Origin of the sequence: Colwellia asteriadis (assembly GCF_039523295.1) — a bacterium.
Classification (GTDB): domain Bacteria; phylum Pseudomonadota; class Gammaproteobacteria; order Enterobacterales; family Alteromonadaceae; genus Colwellia; species Colwellia asteriadis.
Genome location: NZ_BAAAFA010000001.1, coordinates 256,477 through 276,533, shown reverse-complemented (window position 1 = coordinate 276,533; position 20,057 = coordinate 256,477). Strand labels below are relative to the sequence as shown.

At 38.2% G+C, this 20,057-nt stretch carries 13 protein-coding genes; 6 read left to right on the top strand and 7 right to left on the bottom strand.

The genetic code is table 11. The features are described 5' to 3' along the window. The first annotated feature begins 335 nt into the window (after positions 1–335). Positions 336–1,007 (top strand): alpha/beta hydrolase, encoded by a 672-nt coding sequence (locus ABD005_RS01125; RefSeq protein ID WP_343813938.1) that lies wholly within the window; start codon positions 336–338, stop codon positions 1,005–1,007. Between the two features lie 35 nt (positions 1,008–1,042). Here ABD005_RS01125 and ABD005_RS01120 read toward each other — a convergent pair whose 3' ends face one another. The 3 genes from ABD005_RS01120 to ABD005_RS01110 form a co-directional block, all read right to left on the bottom strand. Further along, positions 1,043–2,410: a sigma 54-interacting transcriptional regulator gene (locus ABD005_RS01120; protein WP_215979695.1), complete on the bottom strand. Its 1,368-nt coding sequence runs from the start codon at positions 2,408–2,410 to the stop codon at positions 1,043–1,045. 103 nt (positions 2,411–2,513) lie between these two features. After that, positions 2,514–3,137 carry a hypothetical protein gene (locus ABD005_RS01115; protein ID WP_343813935.1) on the bottom strand — a complete coding sequence of 208 codons (624 nt, stop codon included), beginning with the start codon at positions 3,135–3,137 and terminating at the stop codon, positions 2,514–2,516. Between the two features lie 44 nt (positions 3,138–3,181). After that, positions 3,182–4,717: a HAMP domain-containing sensor histidine kinase gene (locus tag ABD005_RS01110; protein ID WP_343813932.1), complete on the bottom strand. Its 1,536-nt coding sequence runs from the start codon at positions 4,715–4,717 to the stop codon at positions 3,182–3,184. A gap of 489 nt (positions 4,718–5,206) precedes the next feature. Between ABD005_RS01110 and ABD005_RS01105 the strand changes: the two genes are divergently transcribed. The 4 genes from ABD005_RS01105 to ABD005_RS01090 all read left to right on the top strand — a co-directional run bounded on the left by ABD005_RS01105 (position 5,207) and on the right by ABD005_RS01090 (position 9,971). After that, on the top strand, positions 5,207–5,542 hold the full coding sequence (locus tag ABD005_RS01105; protein ID WP_215979692.1) for an EF-hand domain-containing protein: 336 nt from the start codon (positions 5,207–5,209) through the stop codon (positions 5,540–5,542). 400 nt (positions 5,543–5,942) lie between these two features. Beyond that, positions 5,943–8,132, top strand: coding sequence for a M3 family metallopeptidase (locus ABD005_RS01100; protein WP_343813928.1), 2,190 nt, complete (start codon positions 5,943–5,945; stop codon positions 8,130–8,132). Between the two features lie 283 nt (positions 8,133–8,415). After that, on the top strand, positions 8,416–9,330 hold the full coding sequence (locus ABD005_RS01095; RefSeq protein ID WP_343813925.1) for a putative porin: 915 nt from the start codon (positions 8,416–8,418) through the stop codon (positions 9,328–9,330). Positions 9,331–9,443: 113 nt separating this feature from the next. Continuing rightward, complete coding sequence (locus tag ABD005_RS01090) at positions 9,444–9,971, top strand: YdcF family protein (protein ID WP_343813922.1); 528 nt, start codon at positions 9,444–9,446, stop codon at positions 9,969–9,971. Positions 9,972–10,076: 105 nt separating this feature from the next. Here ABD005_RS01090 and ABD005_RS01085 read toward each other — a convergent pair whose 3' ends face one another. Beyond that, positions 10,077–10,325 carry a DUF3297 family protein gene (locus tag ABD005_RS01085; RefSeq protein WP_215979688.1) on the bottom strand — a complete coding sequence of 83 codons (249 nt, stop codon included), beginning with the start codon at positions 10,323–10,325 and terminating at the stop codon, positions 10,077–10,079. A 213-nt stretch (positions 10,326–10,538) separates the two neighbouring features. Next, entirely contained in the window at positions 10,539–13,172 is a 2,634-nt protein-coding gene (locus ABD005_RS01080; RefSeq protein WP_343813919.1) for a TonB-dependent receptor, read from the bottom strand. A gap of 336 nt (positions 13,173–13,508) precedes the next feature. Between ABD005_RS01080 and ABD005_RS01075 the strand changes: the two genes are divergently transcribed. Beyond that, positions 13,509–15,653 (top strand): winged helix-turn-helix domain-containing protein, encoded by a 2,145-nt coding sequence (locus tag ABD005_RS01075; protein ID WP_343813916.1) that lies wholly within the window; start codon positions 13,509–13,511, stop codon positions 15,651–15,653. Positions 15,654–15,688: 35 nt separating this feature from the next. Here the strand turns inward: ABD005_RS01075 and ABD005_RS01070 are convergent, their stop codons facing one another. Both ABD005_RS01070 and ABD005_RS01065 read right to left on the bottom strand, forming a co-directional pair. Then, entirely contained in the window at positions 15,689–17,062 is a 1,374-nt protein-coding gene (locus ABD005_RS01070; protein ID WP_343813913.1) for a TonB family protein, read from the bottom strand. 307 nt (positions 17,063–17,369) lie between these two features. Beyond that, entirely contained in the window at positions 17,370–19,997 is a 2,628-nt protein-coding gene (locus tag ABD005_RS01065; protein ID WP_425544875.1) for a TonB-dependent receptor, read from the bottom strand. Positions 19,998–20,057: the final 60 nt, after the last annotated feature.

The window sequence follows — 20,057 nt, the reverse complement described above, 5'->3', positions numbered from 1 at the left end:
GAACGAATGATTTAGTGAATTTACAGAGCGCTCCACGTTGATGATTTTGAGCTTTTAATTTAATTGCTGGGGGCACTCACCCCACAAATTTGGGCTGATATTTAACCTAAAGCTCAATCCACAGTTAATGTCAGAAATGCGTACAAAGAACTCGTAATTTGTGCCATGCATACTCTGTTTATTATGATGTAGCTACTTCAATCGAAAGGAGTATATTTTTCTAAAATACCCTTACTGAAAAAATATGGCTAAAAGCTCAGTTGAGTGAATGAAGTGATTGGGTTAACGAATATTGCCTGATAAGATGTGGCAAATTTAAAAAAGTAAGGTTTATTATGTCAATTTCTCCTTTAGAGCGCGTAACCATAGAGCCGAAAAGCCCTGCGACAGCTTGTGTTATTTGGTTACATGGTTTGGGTGACTCGGGTGATGGTTTTGCTCCTGTGGTCCCTGTTTTAGGTTTGCCACAAAATCACAGTATTCGTTTTATTTTTCCTCATGCACCTGAGCAAGCGGTAACCATTAACCAAGGCTATGTGATGCGTTCTTGGTACGATATTAAGAGTATGGATTTACATAATCGTGCAGATATGGCTGGCGTACTTGAGTCTGAAAAACTAGTGCAGGCGTTAATTCAAGAACAAATCGATTCAGGTATTGCAGCCAGTAATATTGTACTCGCTGGTTTTAGTCAAGGCGGGGTTTTAAGTTTGTTTACTGGCTTACGTTACCCTGAAAAACTCGCGGGTATTTTAGCGCTGTCTTGCTATTTACCTACCGCAGATAAACTTCCTGAAAACTGCCATGAAGCTAACAAAAATACGGTTATATTGCAGCAGCATGGCGAGCAAGATGATGTTGTGCCAATGAGCGCTGGGCATATGGCGCATCAATTATTAAAAGCCGATGGTTATAATGTGAGTTGGCAAACGTATCGCATGCCACATAGCGTTATACCTGAGCAGTTGGCTGATATTTCGGCATGGTTACAAGCGCGTTTAACCTAAGTTAACTACGCATTTTTTGGTATTTTATGCGCTGTTCACTCTTCTCGATATGATTCAGGTATTAAGTGATGGCGATTAAGTAACTTGTAAAACTCTGTGCGGTTACGCTGCGCAATACGGGCGGCTTGCGAAACATTACCAGCGGTAATTTTTAAAAGTCGCGCCAAATAATCACGTTCAAAATGCTCTCGCGCTTGTTGAAATGACGGTAATTGCGTTGTTTTATCACGCAGAGCATTTTTTATTACTACCTCACTAATAACATTTTCACTACACAGGGCAATACTTTGCTCTACCACATTTTGTAATTGTCTGATGTTACCTGGCCATGGCGCAGCAATTAATAACTCCATTGCTTCCACATTTAAGCTTTTTATCGGTGAGTTTGAACGTTGTACCGCTTGATTGAGGAAATATTGCACCAATAATGGAATATCTTCTCGGCGCTCAGCCAGTGGTGGCAGCTCTAATTCAACAACATTGAGTCGGTAATATAAATCTTCGCGAAAGCTATTGTTGATAATGGCTTGCTGTAAGTTTTTATGGGTGGCAGAAATAATTCTAACATCAACTTTGATTGATTGCGTGCTACCAACAGGGCGTATCTCTTTTTCTTGTAAAACCCGTAATAGTTTTACCTGAAAATTTAACGGCATATCGCCGATTTCATCTAAAAACAACGTGCCACCATCGGTTGCTTGGAATAAACCGACATGATCTTTAGCGGCACCCGTAAAAGCGCCTCGGGTGTGACCAAAAAGCTCAGACTCTAATAGCTGTTCAGGAATTGCAGCACAGTTTATTGCGGTAAAAGGTTTGTCCTTACGACTACTGGCTAAGTGTATTGCTTTTGCTAACAGCTCTTTACCTGTGCCACTTTGACTGTGGATTAATAAACTAAAATCACTACTTGCTACTTGTTTAGCTTGTTGTAATAACGAGGCCATAACAGTGCTGCGACTGATGATGTTAGCGCGCCAATGATCTTTGTCAGCATTATCTTCGTTAGTTGACGGTTGCAATAAAATAGCTTGTTGTACTGTGTCTAATAGCTGCTGACTTTCAAACGGTTTAGTCAAAAAACTAAAAACACCTTGCTTAGTGGCGCTAATTGCATCGGGGATGGTGCCGTGCGCGGTCATAATAATAACGGGCATATTAGGGTGCTGTTGCCTAATTTGCTGAAAGAGCGCCATTCCGTCCATACCTTCCATGCGTAAATCACTGATAACCACTTCAGGTAAAAAGCTTTGTAAGGTACCTAAAGCAACTTTGGCATTAGCAGCCGACTCTACATCATAGCCCGCGGCTTTTAAACGAATACTGAGCAACCTTAGTAAGCTTGGGTCGTCATCAACAATTAATACTTTTGTTGCTGCATTAGGTAAGTCTTGTTGGCTCATGGTTACTCTCTCATTTAAGCTGTAAGTATATAATCTACACGGTGTACTTTAAGTAAATGTCACCACTGTAATAATTTCTTTAGTGGTGCTTTTACGAACGTATTTATTGATGCTTTGTTAAGTTTTCTTCTATTTTTTTCAATTGATGTAACTGCTTTTCAAGTTGTTCTATTGCTGCATCTTTTCGAGCATATTCTTGTTTGGCTTTTGTTTTTAATGCCGCTTGCGCGGTCAGTAATTTTAATTGTGCATTTAATTGGTCTTTCAGTAACAACATAAAAGCTAAGTTATGCAGAGAGTCACTATTATCGCTTGGAGAAGAGTAATCATCGTCAGAAAAATTGGCATTGTTAAGTAGTGTTTTTGCTGCATAAGGTTGATAAATAGGTGAGCTAGGTAAGCTGTAAATAAGCATCATCTTAGCGTGGTGCTGAGTAAATTTGTGACTTGTTCCTTGCTCAGTAATGGTATCTGATTGTAGGGAAAGTGCTTTTTTTTGACTGTCTATTTCAGCAACTAACTCTTGTGGTGATAACGTTTTTAACCATAAATAGTAATGACTATAATGCAACGTTTTATGGGTATTTTTGGCTACCTTTGGCTCCGCTTTGGGCGTTAACTGACAAGCGCTTAGCATTGTTATGAGTATAAGTGCGATGACAGTGGGCAATAACACTGAATTAAATGCTTGTGATGTATTGCTGTTGTCGTGTTTAGTGCTGAACATATCTATTTACCTGTAACCTGTTGTGCTAATTATTTTGGCTTGTTTTAAGGGGCTGTTGATTTAGCTTTATTTTCTTGTGGTAGTGTTATCGTAACGCAGCTGCCTTTACCACGTTGCTTTAATGATGATTTATCGTGGCTCGATGTGTGGTTGTCACTTAAATCGACAAAGCCATTAAGGCGCATTAATAACTCTTTCACTATAGTTAACCCTAAACCACTACCCTTTATTTGGTTATCTTGCGGTGGAGGACCTTGGTAAAAGGCGTCAAACACTTTGTCTTTTAAATTATTGCTCATTCCAGGGCCTTGGTCGGTGATTTCAATAATTAAGTTGTTTTTATTATTATGAGTACTGTGATATTTAATGGTGATAATGCCGCCCAGTGGTGAAAATTTTATCGCGTTAGATAATACGTTATCTAAAATTACGCTTATTTGTTTTGTATTACTGTAAAAGTCACAGTCAGTACCGCTGCTATCTATAACTAAATTTTTACGTTTTATATCTAATTTTCGTAATGCTAAGGCGCTGTCAATTAGCGTAGGTAAGTGAATTTTTTCAGCATCTTGTAAACTTGTTGAATCAAGAACAATATTAAAATCGAGTAAGTCTTCAATCAAACGCTGTAAGCGAGTAACGCTACCGCGAATAATGTCGCAAATCTCTTGCTGGTCGTCATTTAAAGGGCCAACGCTATTATCATAAATTAACTCAGTGCCTTCTCTAATCGCGGCTAGCGGTGTTTTTAGCTCGTGAGAAATATGACGAATAAAACTTGATTTTTGAAGCTCTAACGCATGCAACCTTTTACGCATCATCTCAAGGGCTTGAGCTATTTCTTCTACTTCACTAGTTCCTTGAACATCAATTTTCTCACTAAAGTTGCCTTGCTCTAAAGTGTTAATTTTTCGGATCAGTGCCTTTAATGGTCTGGTTATCAATAATAAAAATATTAAGGCAATTAATAATGTTATTGGAATGGTATAGAGACTATTTAAAATATTTTGGTTAACTTGCTTAGCGGTAAAGTCAATGTTGGTGGCTTGTTCGTTGATAATGGTATTGCTTCGATCTTTAATTTTATTTTTTAAGTTAACCAGTATTTGAAACTTTCGCTGTACTATATCTAAGGTTAAATTACCTGAGTTTTCATCACTATCTTTTTGTATTTCACCCTTTATTAGCTGGCTCTCAACACTGAGCTCTTTGAGTAACGCAACTAATGTTAAATCCTGCTGTTGTAGTAAAAAATGCTCAATAATATTAAGAAAGCTTCGTTGTTGTTCGGTGAATGTTGTGAGTAAAGCAGTATCTTTCAATACAACATACTGACTAGCAAAACGCTCTATAGAGACCAGTCTATCGCTGAGTTGATTATTTAATTGAGTTAACTGAGCAACATGGTAAACCGAAACAGTGCTTTGCTTAGCGAGGTCACTTAATTTACTGACGCTAAAAAGTAATGCTGCGGTTAATGGCAGCGCAACTAATAAAAAACCTAATAAGGTTAATTTACTGATAGATACTTTTTTCAATAGTGACTGGCAAAGTTGCTTAGCGGTTAACTTACTTGGCACGTCATGTTTCCTTTCTTGATTACTAGCGGAGAAATTTAATAGAGTGCCTTTTTATGCTAAAAGCGTGCGAAAAACAATGGTGTCACCTTTTGGCGACATTGGTGGTGGGGTGTTTTGTGTCATTTAAGTTATTGTAATTTATTGTTATTTTTGTTGGGTGAGATGTTGTCACTCGGCAAAAAATTTATAATTTTCATTGCCTGTCTCTAATTAACTACAGTTATGGGGTTTGAAAAGCTTGCTTTTTAATTAAATTTCTTTTAAATCAATGGCTTAAAAAGTTGGTACACACTGTGCTATATCCTGTTTGAGTAACGGTGATTATTAAACGACTTTCCCGCGTTTAGTGTTGTTACCGTTATATATTTTAATTAACTGTTTATACCTAGCAGTTTAAATAATCAATATGAAATTAGATTTAATCAGACATAGCTAATTACATATTGTGGTGTCATAACTTTTACAGTGAATAAATAATAAGGAAGAACAATGAAAAATATTAGCTTAAGCCAAATTTCCGTAGTGGTTGTAACTATGTTAGCAGCATCATTTTTTGTGAGTGCTAATGAAATGACAGCACCGCTAGGAAGTGATACTCCTCAAATTGCTAGTTCAGAGCCAGTTCAACCAGTAAAAGCAAGTATCAATGAAGTGGTATTTAATAACTTAGATCTTGATAAAGATGGCTCACTAAGTAAAGCAGAAATCACTTCAAGCAAAAACGAAGTATTAGTAAGCTCATTTGAAAAAATTGATAGCAATGCCGACTTACTTGTTAGTAAACAAGAGCTTGCTGAGTTTGTTGAGCTGGTTAAAGGGGCTTAGTTAACTATAGTAAACGACTTTTATTTTTTATTCTGGACGGACAAAAAATAATCGACCCTAGCACAAACGTTTTCGCATTATGTGTTTATGGGGAGGCTCCCAACTTATACTCCCCTTTACCGACTGTAATTCTTTTACAGTCGGTTTTTTCTGTTTATAAAATACTCTCTTCAGTTTATGAAAATATCGCTTTTAAGCTCAGTGGTAGGCTACAAACGACAAACGGTAATAGCAAGACGGTTATCGTGACTAAATATTGATAGAATAAAAGTAACTTATTCGAGTACTACTGATTATGCGTTGTGACTATTTATATAGCTTCAGCATCAACTCAGACATGAATAATTAACTTACCTGAACCCAGATTATGTTATTTGGTTCTCAATCGTAGAGAGTACACATGAAAAAAATATTTTTTAAAGCGTTGTTAACATCAAGTATTTTGATGGGTTGTACAGCCGCCGATAATACTCAGTCAAATGTTACTGAAGCTGCAACTGCTGTTGTTAATGCGACAGTTGTCGAACAATCTAAAGAGCAGTTATTAGCGCCGTGGCAAGGCCCGTTTCAAGGTGTTCCTGCCTTTGATAAAGTAACCTTAGCCGGCCTTGTTCCTGCAATGGAACAAGCAATGGCAAGTGAATTAGCTGAAATCGACATGATTGCCAATAACCCTGCAACGCCTACGTTTGAAAATACTATTGTGGCGATGGAAAAAACAGGAGCTGATTTAGACCGACTATTTACTTATTACGGTATTTGGCGTTCAAATAAATCAAGCAGTGAATTTCGTCAATTACAAAGCGAGTTAGCACCTAAGCTTTCTGCTTTTTCTTCAACTATTCGTCAAAATGCCAAGTTATTTGCACGTGTTAAAGCTGTTTATAATAGCGATGAAGTAAAATCGTTAAGCCCTGAAAAACAGCGCTTAGTACAGTTAAAGTATAATAGCTTCGCTCGTAATGGCGCTACGCTAAATACTGAAGATCAAAAACGTTATGCAGAAATTAACTTACGTTTAGCGCAGCTACATACGCAATTTGGTAATAACGTGTTAGCTGATGAAGAAAACTATGTTTTATATTTAACAAAAGATCAGTTAGGTGGTTTACCTGAGTCAATTATTACCGTTGCAGCCGCTGCGGCTACTGAGCGTGATCATGATGGTCAATATGCCATTACTAATACACGTTCATCAATGGACCCATTTTTAACTTATTCAACTGAACGCGAATTAAGAAAAAAAGTATGGCAAACATACTACAGCCGTGGTGATAACGGTGATGAATTTGATAATAACGCGATTATTGCAGAAATTTTAAAACTTCGTCATGAACGTGTTGGTTTATTAGGTTATAAAAACTATGCCTCTTGGCGTTTAGAAGATCGCATGGCTAAATCGCCTGAAAATGCGATCGCGTTAATGGAGTCAGTATGGCCTGCGGCTATTGCTCGTGTGGATGAAGAAGTTGCTGATATGTTAGCAATTGGTAAGCGACAAGACGGCATTGAAAAAATTGAAGCGTGGGATTACCGTTTTTATGCTGAAAAAGTACGTCAAGATAAATACGATTTAGACTCTGATGAAGTAAAACAATACTTACAGCTAAATAAGCTACGTGAAGCAATGTTCTATGTTGCCGGTCGTTTATTTAACTTTAACTTCACGGAAATTACTGACGGCTCAGTACCTGTTTTTCATGAAGATGTACGCGTTTGGGAAGTAAAAGATAAAACCTCAGGCGAACATATTGGTTTATGGTATTTAGACCCGTTTGCACGTAAAGGTAAGCGTTCAGGTGCGTGGGCAACTACCTATAGAAGCCACACAACCTTTGACGGCAAAAAGAATGTACTTTCGTCAAACAACTCAAACTTCAGTAAAGGGGTGGCAGGGCAACCAACACTTATTTCTTGGTCAGATGCTGAGACGTACTTCCATGAGTTTGGTCATGCACTGCATTTCTTAGCGTCAAAAGTAGAATACCCAACACTTAACGGTGGCGTACGTGATTATACTGAGTTTCAGTCTCAACTGTTAGAGCGTTGGTTATCAACGGATGAAGTGATTAATAACTACCTTGTGCACTACAAAACAGGTAAGCCAATGCCAAAAGCATTAATTGCTAAAATTAAGCAAGCGGCCACCTTTAATCAAGGCTTTAAAACTACAGAGTATTTAGCCTCAGCATTAGTTGATATGAAGTTTCACACGGTTGACCCTACAGGTATCGACCCTGATAAGTTTGAGCGCGATACGTTAGCAGCCTTAAATATGCCAGAACAAGTGGTTATGCGTCATCGTAGTCCACAATTTGGTCATATTTTTAGCAGTGAAGGCTATGCCTCAAGCTATTACGGTTACATGTGGGCAGAAGTACTAACCTCGGATGCAGCAGAAGCTTTTGCACAAGCGCCAGGCGGCTTTTACGATAAAGAAGTGGCAGCTAAATTAGTTGAGCACTTATTTAGCGTACGTAATGCGGTCGACCCATCTGAAGCTTATCGCGCCTTTAGAGGTCGTGATGCGCAAGTTGAAGCGCTGATGCGTGACAGAGGCTTTCCCGTAAAGTCTGCTACAAAAAAATAAATGCCAAAAAGTACCCTTACTGTTGAATCAAGGGTACTCTTGTTTGCACAATTTAGTGTTGATTTGAAAACTCGCTGCGGCGAGTTTTTTTATTTGTATTTTATGGGGATACGAAGTGTGGTTAATTTGTAATAAAATGTGATTTTTTCCCGATTTTTTAATGTGTTAAATTTTTATTTAGGTATGATGCACGGCATTGTTCGCTTTACCTTTTTAGGCTTTATTTGTCAGAGGAAAGCGATTTTTATATTATTAATCAATTAACGTTTACAAGGACGTATTTATGAAATTATCAGCCTTAGCGGTACTTATCCCAAGCTTACTTTTAGGCCATTCATTACAAGCTTCAGCGCAAGATTATCAGTCATTTTCAGGAGCTGGTTATAGCTTAACTGATGAGGGCGATACAGACACTTCAATGTTTAACCTTAATAGTCGTTATTACTTTGATGGTCGAGCAGTTCTAGGGCCACTAAATCAATTTAAATTTATTGAGAAAATTAGTAATATTTCAGTTGGTTATCAATATAATGACAGCGATATTGGTTTAGATTACGGGAACGGACAATCATCTTACTTTGGCAGTAGTAACACCCATAATCTTAGTGCCAGCGGCGAGTGGTTTACTGGCGACTTTCTTATAGGTGGTGGTTATTCTTATGCTGATAGCGAAGTTAAAGTACGCTCAAATGATACTTATAATACTAGTTATAGTAGAAATTCAGATGCTTACTTTTTGACAGCAGGTTACTTATTTTCTGATGATTTATTAGTTAAAGTTAACGTGAACAAATACGAAGGGGAAAGCGCTTATGTCACCATGAGTGCGAGTTACAATTGGCAATTAGGCGACGTTGACTATGTTGGTTTTACTTATTCAACCGATGAAGACTTAGACTTTCATAATTTATCAGCTAAATACTTTATGGGTTTAGCTAACGAGAGTTATTTAGTAATGGGCGCTGATTATATTTATGATAACAGTGGTGATTACGAAGACGATTCTTGGAATGCTAATGTAAACTATTACTTCAATACTAAAACCTCGGTATCAGCAAGCTATGGAAATGATGAAAGTTATAGCGTAGGTGCAAATCATTACTTCAATAAAAGCTATGCGTTAGGTGCTTATTACGCTTCGAGTAATGATACAAATGATTATGATACTTATGGTGTAAACTTCACTGCGCAATTTTAATCATTACAGAATGATATTTATCTAAATTATAAAGCTCACTTCGGTGAGCTTTTTGTTGTGATAACTAGTAAACCAAGAGTAGACTAAATGCTGATAACGCTTAGGGAGTATGTATGAACAGTGTAATTATTGTATTAGGTTCACCTAATGATGAGCAAGGTAATTTATCGGCATTAGGTATTGCTCGCTGTGAGCAAGCTTGGCAGGAATACACTAAAAACCCTGATACGAAAGTACTGTGCACAGGTGGTTTTGGTGCCAGCTTTAATGTTACTAATCAACCTCATAGCTTTTATACGCGAGAGTACTTAATTAACAAAGGTGTTCCTAAAACACAGTTTTTACCTTTGGTGCTAAGTCGTTTTACCTTAGAAGATGCAACACTTGCAAAAACAGTTATTGAAGCAGCACAAATAACGGATGCTGTTTTAGTCACTTCTGATTTTCATATGACGCGTGCTAAATTTATTTTTAGCTATGTCTTTCCTACCATTCAATTTAGCTACGCGCCTGCTTTAACGATATTAGCAGCGGACGAACTAGCAGCTTTGCATGAACATGAAAATAAAGCGATGTTACGTGAATATAAAAATAAAACGTTATTTCTTGAAGCGTTAGCAGTAAGCAATACCAACAAATGATCTCAATATGTGATACCAATATATAAAAAACAGGAACATAGCGTTTAAAATGTCGCTGAGTTCCTGTTTCTAGTTGTTAACTTGCGCTTTGGCTCGTAACTGTGTTTAACGATAAAACGCTTCTACTTTGCCTTTTATCGTCATTAACAATGGTTGTCCACGACGGTCTAGTGCTTTATGAGCTGGTACTTTTACCCAGCCTTCACTAATGCAGTATTCTTCTACGTCAAAGCGTTCTTTACCGTTAAGAATAATACCAATTTCGTTTTCGAAAACTTCTTCAATATAATGCGGGCTGCGGGGATTTCCTGAAAGGCGATCGGGTAAATCGGGTAATGATTTAGTGTCATTCATGTTGTTGACCTATAGTAAAATAAAATTGCGCTATTGTAGGCAATATAATGCAGCTGCTCAATAGGCAGTTTGATAAAGCTAACGACAAAAGTGCTCATGATCTTCGCCATTTACATCGCAAATTTATACGAAGGTTAGCATGAATACTTTCTTACCATGAAAAAAAGGCTTGACCGTATCTGTCTATGCTAACTTTCTGCTAATAATTTATAGTTATAAGCTCACTCTGATGCCAGCATAATAGCGACGGCCATTTTTATAAATACCGATAGGAGCAAATTCATTTCTTTCATAGGTGTAATTAACTTCGTCGGTTAAATTAATTCCCTCAAAAACAAGTGATAATGACTCCGTTATCATGAAAGACACGTTAATGTCCCACTGGCCATAATCATCAGTGATTTCTTCGCCTACGCCAGTCGCAAATTCAGTTCTAAAGTTATAAGCTAGGCGAGTACTCAGCCAGTCATTTTCGAAATAGGTGGTAAAATTACTACTATGCTTTGAATTACCTGGAATAGGAATGTTTTTGCCTGTTATTAGCTCCTTACGCTCGCCATCAACAAAGGTATAATTGGCAATAATACCAACACCATAAAAAAGCTCTTTTTGAAAGTTTAGTTCAAGCCCATAAATGCTACCACCGCTGCCGTTAACTGGGCGGTTGATAATCATATTAATATTTTCATATTCTTCTTGAGAACGTTTAATATCAATAAATGATTGAATATCTTTATGAAAAGCGGCAGCTGACAGCAAAGAGGTATGGTCAAAATACCACTCTATACCTAAATCAAAGTTAGTCGATCTAAAGGGATCTAAGTCAGGATTTCCACCAGCACCTTGTGCTTGCGTTACGTTATAGTTAGTTGAAGGCATTAAATGATTATATTCAGGGCGAGACATTACCTTTGACGCTGCAAGCCTTAATAAAACATTATCGCTTAAGTCGATGGCAATATTAATGCTAGGAAGAAAATCGGTATAGCTTTTACTGGTTTGAGTCCAAAGGTACTCTCTATAAATGCTCTCAACTTCAGACACCTTTTCATAGGCGTCAGCATCTTGTTGGGTGTGAACCAGCCTAACACCTAGATTGCCGCGATAAAAATCCCCTGAAAAGTTCATTTTACCGTAGGCGGCTAAGCTGGTTTCGGTAATATCAAAAGTACTCGGTTTTTCTTCTCCTTGTACAAAATCAAGGGTTTGGTATGCGTTATTAAGCGAGTTAATATCTGCGAAGGCATAATCCTTCAAAGTTTTATTGGAGCCAACGCCTGATAAATAATGCGATGGAAATGCGGCTGGAAAATCAGCTAAAGTCCAATCTAATTCTCTGGCCATCCCCGTATAGTCACTGTTTTTAGAGCGCAAACGAATAAAGTCTCGTTGGTGCTGTTTAAATTTAGCACCAAACTTTACTGATTGAATAAAAGGGCGATCTAATTGATATTCAAAATCTCCTTGTAAAAAAAACTCACTATCATCAGAGTGTTGAGCATCTTCTCTAACCTCAGATATTTGCCAGTCTTTTGCAGATAATGGATCAACTTGATATTGAGCGACAATATCTTTAGGAGTGCGTAAATTAACCGAAAAATCAGTGTTTGCAGACCATTGTGAAGTAAAGTCTTTACTGGTTCCTCCGCTCGCTTTAGTGAAACCTATTTGGTATTGCATTTTCCAGTAATCTACCGTGTGCTCAGCAAGTAAGTGCACTAAGCTGGTTTCTATACTCGACTCTCGCCAAATCGCTTCCATCGCTGTACTAAAAGGCACACCTTTACTGTTAGTACTTGGTACTTTCGTGTAGTTAGCCTGTGTTAAGGTGTTATCGATAAGTTGATAAGCACTTATTTCACCGCCACGGTCATAAACAGTGCTGGGCTGCCAAAGAAAATTTTGATTAGTATTATCAGCATTTAATACCGAGTAAAGGGTGTTTAGTTCAATATTCCAGTCATTGTTAGGTTGATATTGTATAGCAACCATGGCACTTGATAACTCTCGATTTTGTTCAAATACTGCTGAGCCACCGCCACCGGGCGACCAAACATTAGTTAAATCGGCTTCTTCATTTTGTGTTAAGCGTAAGCCGCCTTGGTCGGTTTTATTATAATTACGTTCAGCCCAACCCCAAGACTCTAAACCGTCGCGGCGCAAACTGCGCTCGTGCTGAGTTAATGACACCATTACGCCAAAGTCTTTAGCGTCGTTAATGTAGTTGTAGAATAATGACAGTTGCGGATCGGTTTTTTGTGAAATATCACTGTATTGTAATTGCACTGTGCCAACAAACATATTGTCTTGAGTTTCAAGTGGAGCATGCGTTTTAATATTAATTGAGCCACCAAGTGAACCCTCGTCATGATCGGCTTCTGGAGATTTATATATTTCTAGCGAACTGACAATTTCTGCGGGTAATAAAGTGTAATTAAAGCCACGGTTAGGCTGTGAAGAAATCCACCAGTCGGCAGAGGCAATATTTTGTCCGTTAATATAAGTACGGTTTTGACTTGGCGCTGTACCTCTAACACCAATACGTTCACCTTCGCCTTGTACACGAGTTAACGACACGCCGGTAATACGTTGTAATGACTCGGCAACATTTTTATCGGGAAACTTTCCAATATCTTCAGCGGTTATCGCATCGACAATTGCATTGTTATAACGTTTGGTTTCAATTGACTTGACTAAGCTACCACGAATACCACGAATTTGAATTTTTTCTAAAGAATCAATCGTTGATGCTGTTTTCTGTGTCGGCTGTTCCTCAGCGAAAACGGTTAATGCGCAGGTGCTTAATAGCACTGATAGATTAACGCAAAACCTTATTGAAATTTTCATATTACTCATGTTGTAAATTACTCATTTGTGTTGTTTTTAGTTATAAGCAAATAAGTTACATTGTGCCGTTATTGCTAAAATTGTAATAGTAGAACCACTACCGATAATATAATATTTTTCAACGGTATATCTTCATTGTAAAACTTAGGCTGTTAGCGGTTTTATCAATTGATATAGCGGCTTGTGCAGCATAGAATAGAGTCAGTTAATTATTTGCTCTTTCGTCTGTAATTTAATGAGATTTTAATACTAATAATTAACCTCGTTTGTAACTAACCATAATACCCTTTGTTAGGTCTATTGACCATAATTAACACTACTACTTGTAATGATTTAATGCCGCAGCAGCCAATTGAAAAAGTAAAAGTTAATGAAGTAGAAGTCGACTTTGTCGGTTTAAAGCTTTTAATTAACAATGAGTGGCTAGCCGTTGAGGCTAGGCAGCTTAAACTATTGCATTTATTTGTTAAAAATCATGGTAAAGCGCTGTCTCGAAATCAAATAATGAATGCTCTGTGGAGTGACACTATTGTTAGTGATAACTCGGTTTCGCAGGCGGTAACCCAGTTACGAAAATCACTACATGACGATAAAGATACCCCGCGTTTTATTAAGACCGTTCCCCGAGTGGGTTATCAACTTATTGCCGAGCTTACTTTTCCTGAGCAAGTTGCAAAAACCGTACAAAGTAGTCGAAATAAGCGCCTTACCTATTTGGTGATTGGTGGCGGCAGTGCATTATTGGGGATAGGGCTTACGATGGGGATCATCGAACTAGCAAAACCCAGTTTGCAAATCCCCCACTATAGTTACGAGTCGCGATTAACCTCAACACCAGGCCCTGAAAGTTATTTGCGCTACTCTCCGCAAGGGCGTTATTTAGCGTTTAGCCAAAGCGATAGCCGTCGTAGTCAAATGGACTTGGCGGTTTATGACGCGCAAAGTCAATCAGTACATGTTTTTAAAAGTACAGGATATAGTGAAGAGGCTGCAGAGTGGTCGCCCGATGGTAATTGGTTAATTTATTATCGTCATGACCCTATTAGTTGTGAAATTAGAGTAATGTCTGTTAGCAACCCAGTGGAAACCTGGCGATTAAGTCCTGACTTTCATTTAGCTTATTGTGAAGTCGGCTTTAGCCGTCAAAAAATGCATTGGTATAACGATAACACCTTGTATGTACAGCAATGGCAAAATAATCAGCCAATTTTAACGCAATTTACTTTGTCTTTAGAGGGCTATCCAAGTGTCATCAAGCAAGAACAAGTTGATAACATTGCTCCCATTTTGATGGACTTAGATAAAACCTCACAACAATTGTTATTTGTAGAGAAAAAGCCTCAAGGGTATGTATTACAACATTTGAACTTGCAGACCTCGATTCGCAGAGCTATCGAACAACGCGAGCAAGAATACTGGGGGCTTAAATGGAACGAAAGCGAGCAGAGTTTTTGGCTGGGTAATGAGAATTTACGTTTAGTGTCACTTAATGGCGAGAGTGAAGTGGTGCACTTACCTATAGGTTTCATCCCTGATATTGACTTGAACCCCATTAATCAACAACTTGCACATGCTGAAGGCTTGATTAATGTCAATTTATATACTCTGCAAGTTAAGTCATTGGCGATGCAACAATCGGTCGACATTCAACAACTCTCTTCATCAGCACGAACTGATATTTTACCAACACTATCAAGCAATGGTCGTCAAACCGCTTTTGTTTCTTATCAGCGCCGCTCGATGGATGGTTTAAAACATGTAGAAATTTGGTTAAAAAACAAAGACAAAAAAGCCGCTAATTTATTAGTTAATTTGCCAGAAAGTATCTTGCCACGTTTTTTATTATGGTCAGCTAACTCTGAGAATTTATTACTAGGCGATAGTCAGCATAACTTGTACTTAATTAATATTTATAGCCGTCATATGGTGCCGATTATTTCAGACTATAAAAATGTTGAAAAAGTTAACTGGTCTTCAGACGGCAAACAAATTAATTTCACTACACGTAGCGCTAAACTAGTACAGAATTGGCGCTATGATATGCAACTTTCTACTACAGAATTAATTAGCGAAGCGGTTGTTGATATTGAAACAGAGCAGCAACTATTGTCGGTTGATGAAATAAGAAAAATTAACCCATCGTATAAGTATTATCGTGAAATAATTAATGTTTTTTTAACACACCAGTTAGCAGAACTATTACCAGTTGAAAATTTAGCACCATCATTTATGTTATATCGTCCGTATATCTTCGATTTAGGCATTTATTATGTGGTAAAACAAGGCAATGTATTAACGTTATATTTGTATCATTTTGAGTCACAAGAAAATATTAAAATTGCTAATATTGGTAACCATGAGCAGGATACCCATTTAATGCTTAATATTAGTGCTTCATCAGACGGTAAACAGTTAGCTTTCTCAAAAGTAGAGGGCTTTGAAACCGATATTTTATTACAGAAAAAAGAGCAAAACCTGTAACTATAAAGGGAGAGTGCAGTTAAATGCGAGTAAACTTAGCTAATTGTAGTTAAGTACTCTTCTATTTCTTTAAAGTACCACTGTCTGGCTTTCGCTTCTTTAATCGCTAAGGTTAATATGACTTTTGCTTTAGCACTTTGTTGAGTATTGGCTAGTACCTTCGCTTGTGCGAATAACAAGTCGGGATGTTCATCATCTAACTTTAATGCTTGAATAATGTATGAATTAGCCCGTTGATAATTTTTCTCGGCTAACTCTAGGTTGATTAAATCACGTAGCGCGCGAAAATGATTTTGCTTGGCGGCACTTTCTAACCAGCGCTTCGCTTTTTGCTTGTCGTATTCAATATGACGTTGGTCGAGTAGTTCTCGTGCTAAGCGATATTGCGCATAAACAAAGCCTGATTGCGCTGCATTTAATATCCAGTTAATGCCTTTTTTACGATCGGTTTTGGTGTACTCGCCTCTAAGTAAATTAGTCCCTAAGCGATATTGTGAGTTAGGGTAGCCGTTAATGGCAGACTCAAGTAATAAGTCTGAGCTAGCTGTTTCTTGCTGCCAATGAAATCGCAATAAACGGGTGGCATTATATTCGTCGGCTACCAGCCAGTTGGCAATATAATACTGAATTAGCGCGTTTCCTTGCTCTGCACCTTCAATGAGTAAGTTAATTTTTTTCTGATAATCTTTCTTTTGATGGGCAAAGCTTGCTTGATAACGTTTACCTTTAAAAGTGGTAAAGTGATACAACAATGAGCGACTGCCATAGTTTGCAAGCTCTCCGTCAACTCTAAAAGGCTCATAACGCCAACGACGTACAGCATTGTATATGGAACGGTTAAAGGTTTTATCGGGAAAAGCATCAATAATGTCGACATCTTTAACCGCACCGGACTTATCTACGTCAAATTCTAACCATACCCAGCCTTCAATGCCTTTTTCGTAAGCTTCTTTTGGGTAAATAGCATCAACAGTATGCACTCTTAAGGGCGGTTGGTTATTATGATTAGTATATTTTTTTTCGTTAAAAACGGGCTGTAATGTTTGAGTGTATAGTTCAAAACTGAGTGACTGATTGAGCGCTTTTAGGCTAGAGGTTAACGCGATTTGTTGGGCTTTATCTCCTTTAAGTTCTTGCTCTATTAAGCGAGCAGCGGAGCGAGCTTCTTCTAAACCGTAATCGGCGGCGAGTGAAAACCAAGAATGGGCTGAGATGAGATCTTTTTCAACACCTTGGCCATAAAGGTACATGACACCGATATTATAAATGGCGTCTTTATGACCTAATTTAGCTAAGCGTTGAAACTCATAATGAGCCTGTTGATAGTTACCATTATTGTAAGCTAGGGTGGCAGAAAGTAAGTCAGCTTTGGTGCTAAAGCTAAAAGTGATGCACAGAGAAATAATCATATAATATACATAGGTATTGATAAGATGATATCTCATGAAAAATTCAGTTATCCACAGCAGTTTAACAATTTAAAAGGTTTTTTAATTCTACTGTGTTTATAGTGCGATTGCTCGTTTATTTTACCTGTTTGAATAAAAGTTTAACTAAAATTAGCTTAAAAAAAAGCGAGCTTTAACACATGGTTAAAACTCGCAAAAAACCAAGGGTGTGTGTAAGGGAAAGACCTTGCCTTGGAATAAGTGTCGTTAATAACCTTATAAGATTATTAACGACGAACATGCTTAAGGGGAGTGAGTCAATTCACTCTTAAAAATTAAAGCGTACCCCCGCAACTAAACGGCGACCATCTGCGTAGTAGCCGGTTAATGCTTGCTCTACACCTTTGCTTTGATAGGTAAAGGTTTTCTCATCTGTTAAGTTAATCCCTTCTAAAATAAAGGTGATATTTTCATTAAGATCATAAGAGAGGTTTGCATCAACTTGGCCGTAGTCTGATACATAGCCAGGCCAACCTTCACCAGTGTCATATCCTGTACGGTAGTTGTAAGAAACACGACCGCTGAAGTTATCACCCTCGTAGTAGGCACTTAAATTAACGGTATGATCTGAGTTACCCGGGATTGTAATACTGTTACCGTCACTGTCTTTAGCTTGGCCGTCTACGTAGGTGTAGTTAGCAGATAAACCAGCACCGTCATAAACTTCATGTTGATAACCTAATTCAAGACCTTGAATGGTTCCGCCTTTACCATTAACAGGTCTGTTAATAAGTATTGGAGTGTTTTCAAAGGTTTCTAAAGATTGCTGTGTATCAATAAATGATTGAATATCTTTTAAGAAAACGACAGCAGAAACAAGGCCAGCATCGCTAAAGTACCATTCTAAACCTAAGTCAAACTGTGTAGCGCGGTATGGATCAATATTAGGGTTACCGCCAGTGCCAGTTTGAGTTTCTTTGTTATAAGATGTTGAAGAGGTCATTTTGGCGTAGTCTGGACGAGACATAACACGAGCAGCACTCATACGTAACAATAAGTCATCTTGTAAATCTACCGCTAAGTTTAAGCTTGGTAAAATATCAAAGTAGCTAGTGTCTTGCGTGGTCCACTGCTCAGCCCCTTCTTCACCAGCGTAAGCACTTGATGATTGATCGGTATAAACTAAACGCACACCGACATTACCGCGTAAACCATCAGTATCAATATCAGCTTTTAAGTAACCCGCTGTGATTTTTTCTGTTACTTCAAAAGTACTGGCTTTTAATAAGCGCCAATCCCAATTTAAGGCATCGCCTTCAGCACGAATTTTACTAGAGTCAGTTATCGCATAGTTCTTTAAAGTACCCGCAGAGCCTTGACCGGATAAATAATCAGAAGGCATAGCAAGAGAGTAATCAGCTAAGCTCCAGTTTAAATCAGTTCTATTATCTGTGGTGTGCTTAGTATTAAAGCGGCTATGATCACGGTATTTAGCGCCAAACTTAATCGCACTTAAAATACCTAAGTCGATTGAACGTTCAAAATCTACTTGTACATAACTTTCATCGTCTTTTGCGTCATTACTATCATAACGTAAAAAGTCTAAATCCCACTTACTGCCATCCGCTGGATCGGCGGCATAATTTGTTCTAACATCACGTGTACTTGACGCATCAAAACTGTGCTCGTAGTTACCACCCCAACCAACACTACGGTCGGCTTGTGATCCGCCGCTACCTTCGGTGTAGCCTAAGTGCATGCTTGAGGTCCAAACATCACCCGTGTGGTCAATTTTTAAATCATAAGACTCGGTTTTTAATTTAGAGTTACGTACTTTGGTTTCATCAAGAATATTATTGTCGTTAGGTGATAAAGCTAACACGCCGCCAACAGCCATTTGACCTTCTTGAGCATGGTTAATAATGTTCAGTGAGTTGTAATCTCTGTGGTAAGTAACCTCTTCTCCATCTACCATTTCTACTAATGGCTCGGGGGCATTGTAGCCTGGAAGCCATAAGAAGTTTTGATTTTCATTATCCATTTGCATGGTGCTACTTAAGGCATTGAAGGTTATTTCAGTATCATCATTAGGGCGATATTGTAGGGTTAAATTACCGCCAGTACGAATACGCTCTTGTAAAAACATCGCTGAGCCACCGCCCCCAGGGCTATATATGTCTTCGTATTTAGTCCCATCTGGAGTTACAAAGTTACGCTCAGTCCAGCTCCATGCTTCAATACCATCGCGGCGTAAGTTACGCTCTTGTCTAACTAATGAAATTAAGGCACCGAAGGTTTCATTTTCGTTTTTCCAACTGTATAAGCCAGAAAGTTGCGGGTCGGTTTCTCCTGAAATTTCAGAGTATTGTGCTAGTGCAGAACCAGCAAATTTATTAGCTTCTAAATCAAGTGGTTTACGTGTTCTAACTATGACAGTACCACCAATAGAGCCTTCATCAATATCGGCTTCAGGGGTTTTATAAACTTCTAAGCCAGAGACTATTTCTGATGGCAACATAGTGTAGTTAAAACCACGACTTGCTGCAGAGTTTGTCCACCAATCGGCTGAGCCAACCGCTTGACCATTTAATAACGTTCGGTTTTGACTTTCTGTCGTGCCTCGAATACTAACGCGCTCTCCTTCACCAAAGTTACGCGTGATCGATACGCCCGTGATACGTTGTAATGATTCTGCCACGTTTTGGTCTGGAAATTTACCAATATCTTCCGCGGTTACCGCATCTACAATTGAGTTGGCATAGCGCTTAGTGTTTAAAGACTTAACGACACTGCCACGAATTCCTCGTACTTGAATAACTTCAACTTCTTCAGTTTTTGCACTGTTATTATTGTCACTTTCTGCATATGCATAGCTCAATGAAGGTGTAGCTAATGCACCAACCATTAATGCAGATTTAACGGCATTATTTACTCTACTTAATTTATGACTTTTCATTTTGTTATTCCGCTGTTGTTTTATTTTGAATCGTTTTAATTGACGGTTTTAATAATAAGT

Bases quoted from the DNA above. Each gene is read 5' to 3' on its own strand.
- ABD005_RS01125 (WP_343813938.1), top strand. From the start codon at position 336: ATGTCAATTTCTCCTTTAGAGCGCGTAACCATAGAGCCGAAAAGCCCT.
- ABD005_RS01120 (WP_215979695.1), bottom strand. From the start codon at position 2,410: ATGAGCCAACAAGACTTACCTAATGCAGCAACAAAAGTATTAATTGTT.
- ABD005_RS01115 (WP_343813935.1), bottom strand. From the start codon at position 3,137: ATGTTCAGCACTAAACACGACAACAGCAATACATCACAAGCATTTAAT.
- ABD005_RS01105 (WP_215979692.1), top strand. From the start codon at position 5,207: ATGAAAAATATTAGCTTAAGCCAAATTTCCGTAGTGGTTGTAACTATG.
- ABD005_RS01100 (WP_343813928.1), top strand. From the start codon at position 5,943: ATGAAAAAAATATTTTTTAAAGCGTTGTTAACATCAAGTATTTTGATG.
- ABD005_RS01095 (WP_343813925.1), top strand. From the start codon at position 8,416: ATGAAATTATCAGCCTTAGCGGTACTTATCCCAAGCTTACTTTTAGGC.
- ABD005_RS01090 (WP_343813922.1), top strand. From the start codon at position 9,444: ATGAACAGTGTAATTATTGTATTAGGTTCACCTAATGATGAGCAAGGT.
- ABD005_RS01085 (WP_215979688.1), bottom strand. From the start codon at position 10,325: ATGAATGACACTAAATCATTACCCGATTTACCCGATCGCCTTTCAGGA.
- ABD005_RS01080 (WP_343813919.1), bottom strand. From the start codon at position 13,172: ATGAAAATTTCAATAAGGTTTTGCGTTAATCTATCAGTGCTATTAAGC.
- ABD005_RS01075 (WP_343813916.1), top strand. From the start codon at position 13,509: ATGCCGCAGCAGCCAATTGAAAAAGTAAAAGTTAATGAAGTAGAAGTC.
- ABD005_RS01070 (WP_343813913.1), bottom strand. From the start codon at position 17,062: ATGATTATTTCTCTGTGCATCACTTTTAGCTTTAGCACCAAAGCTGAC.
- ABD005_RS01065 (WP_425544875.1), bottom strand. From the start codon at position 19,997: ATGAAAAGTCATAAATTAAGTAGAGTAAATAATGCCGTTAAATCTGCA.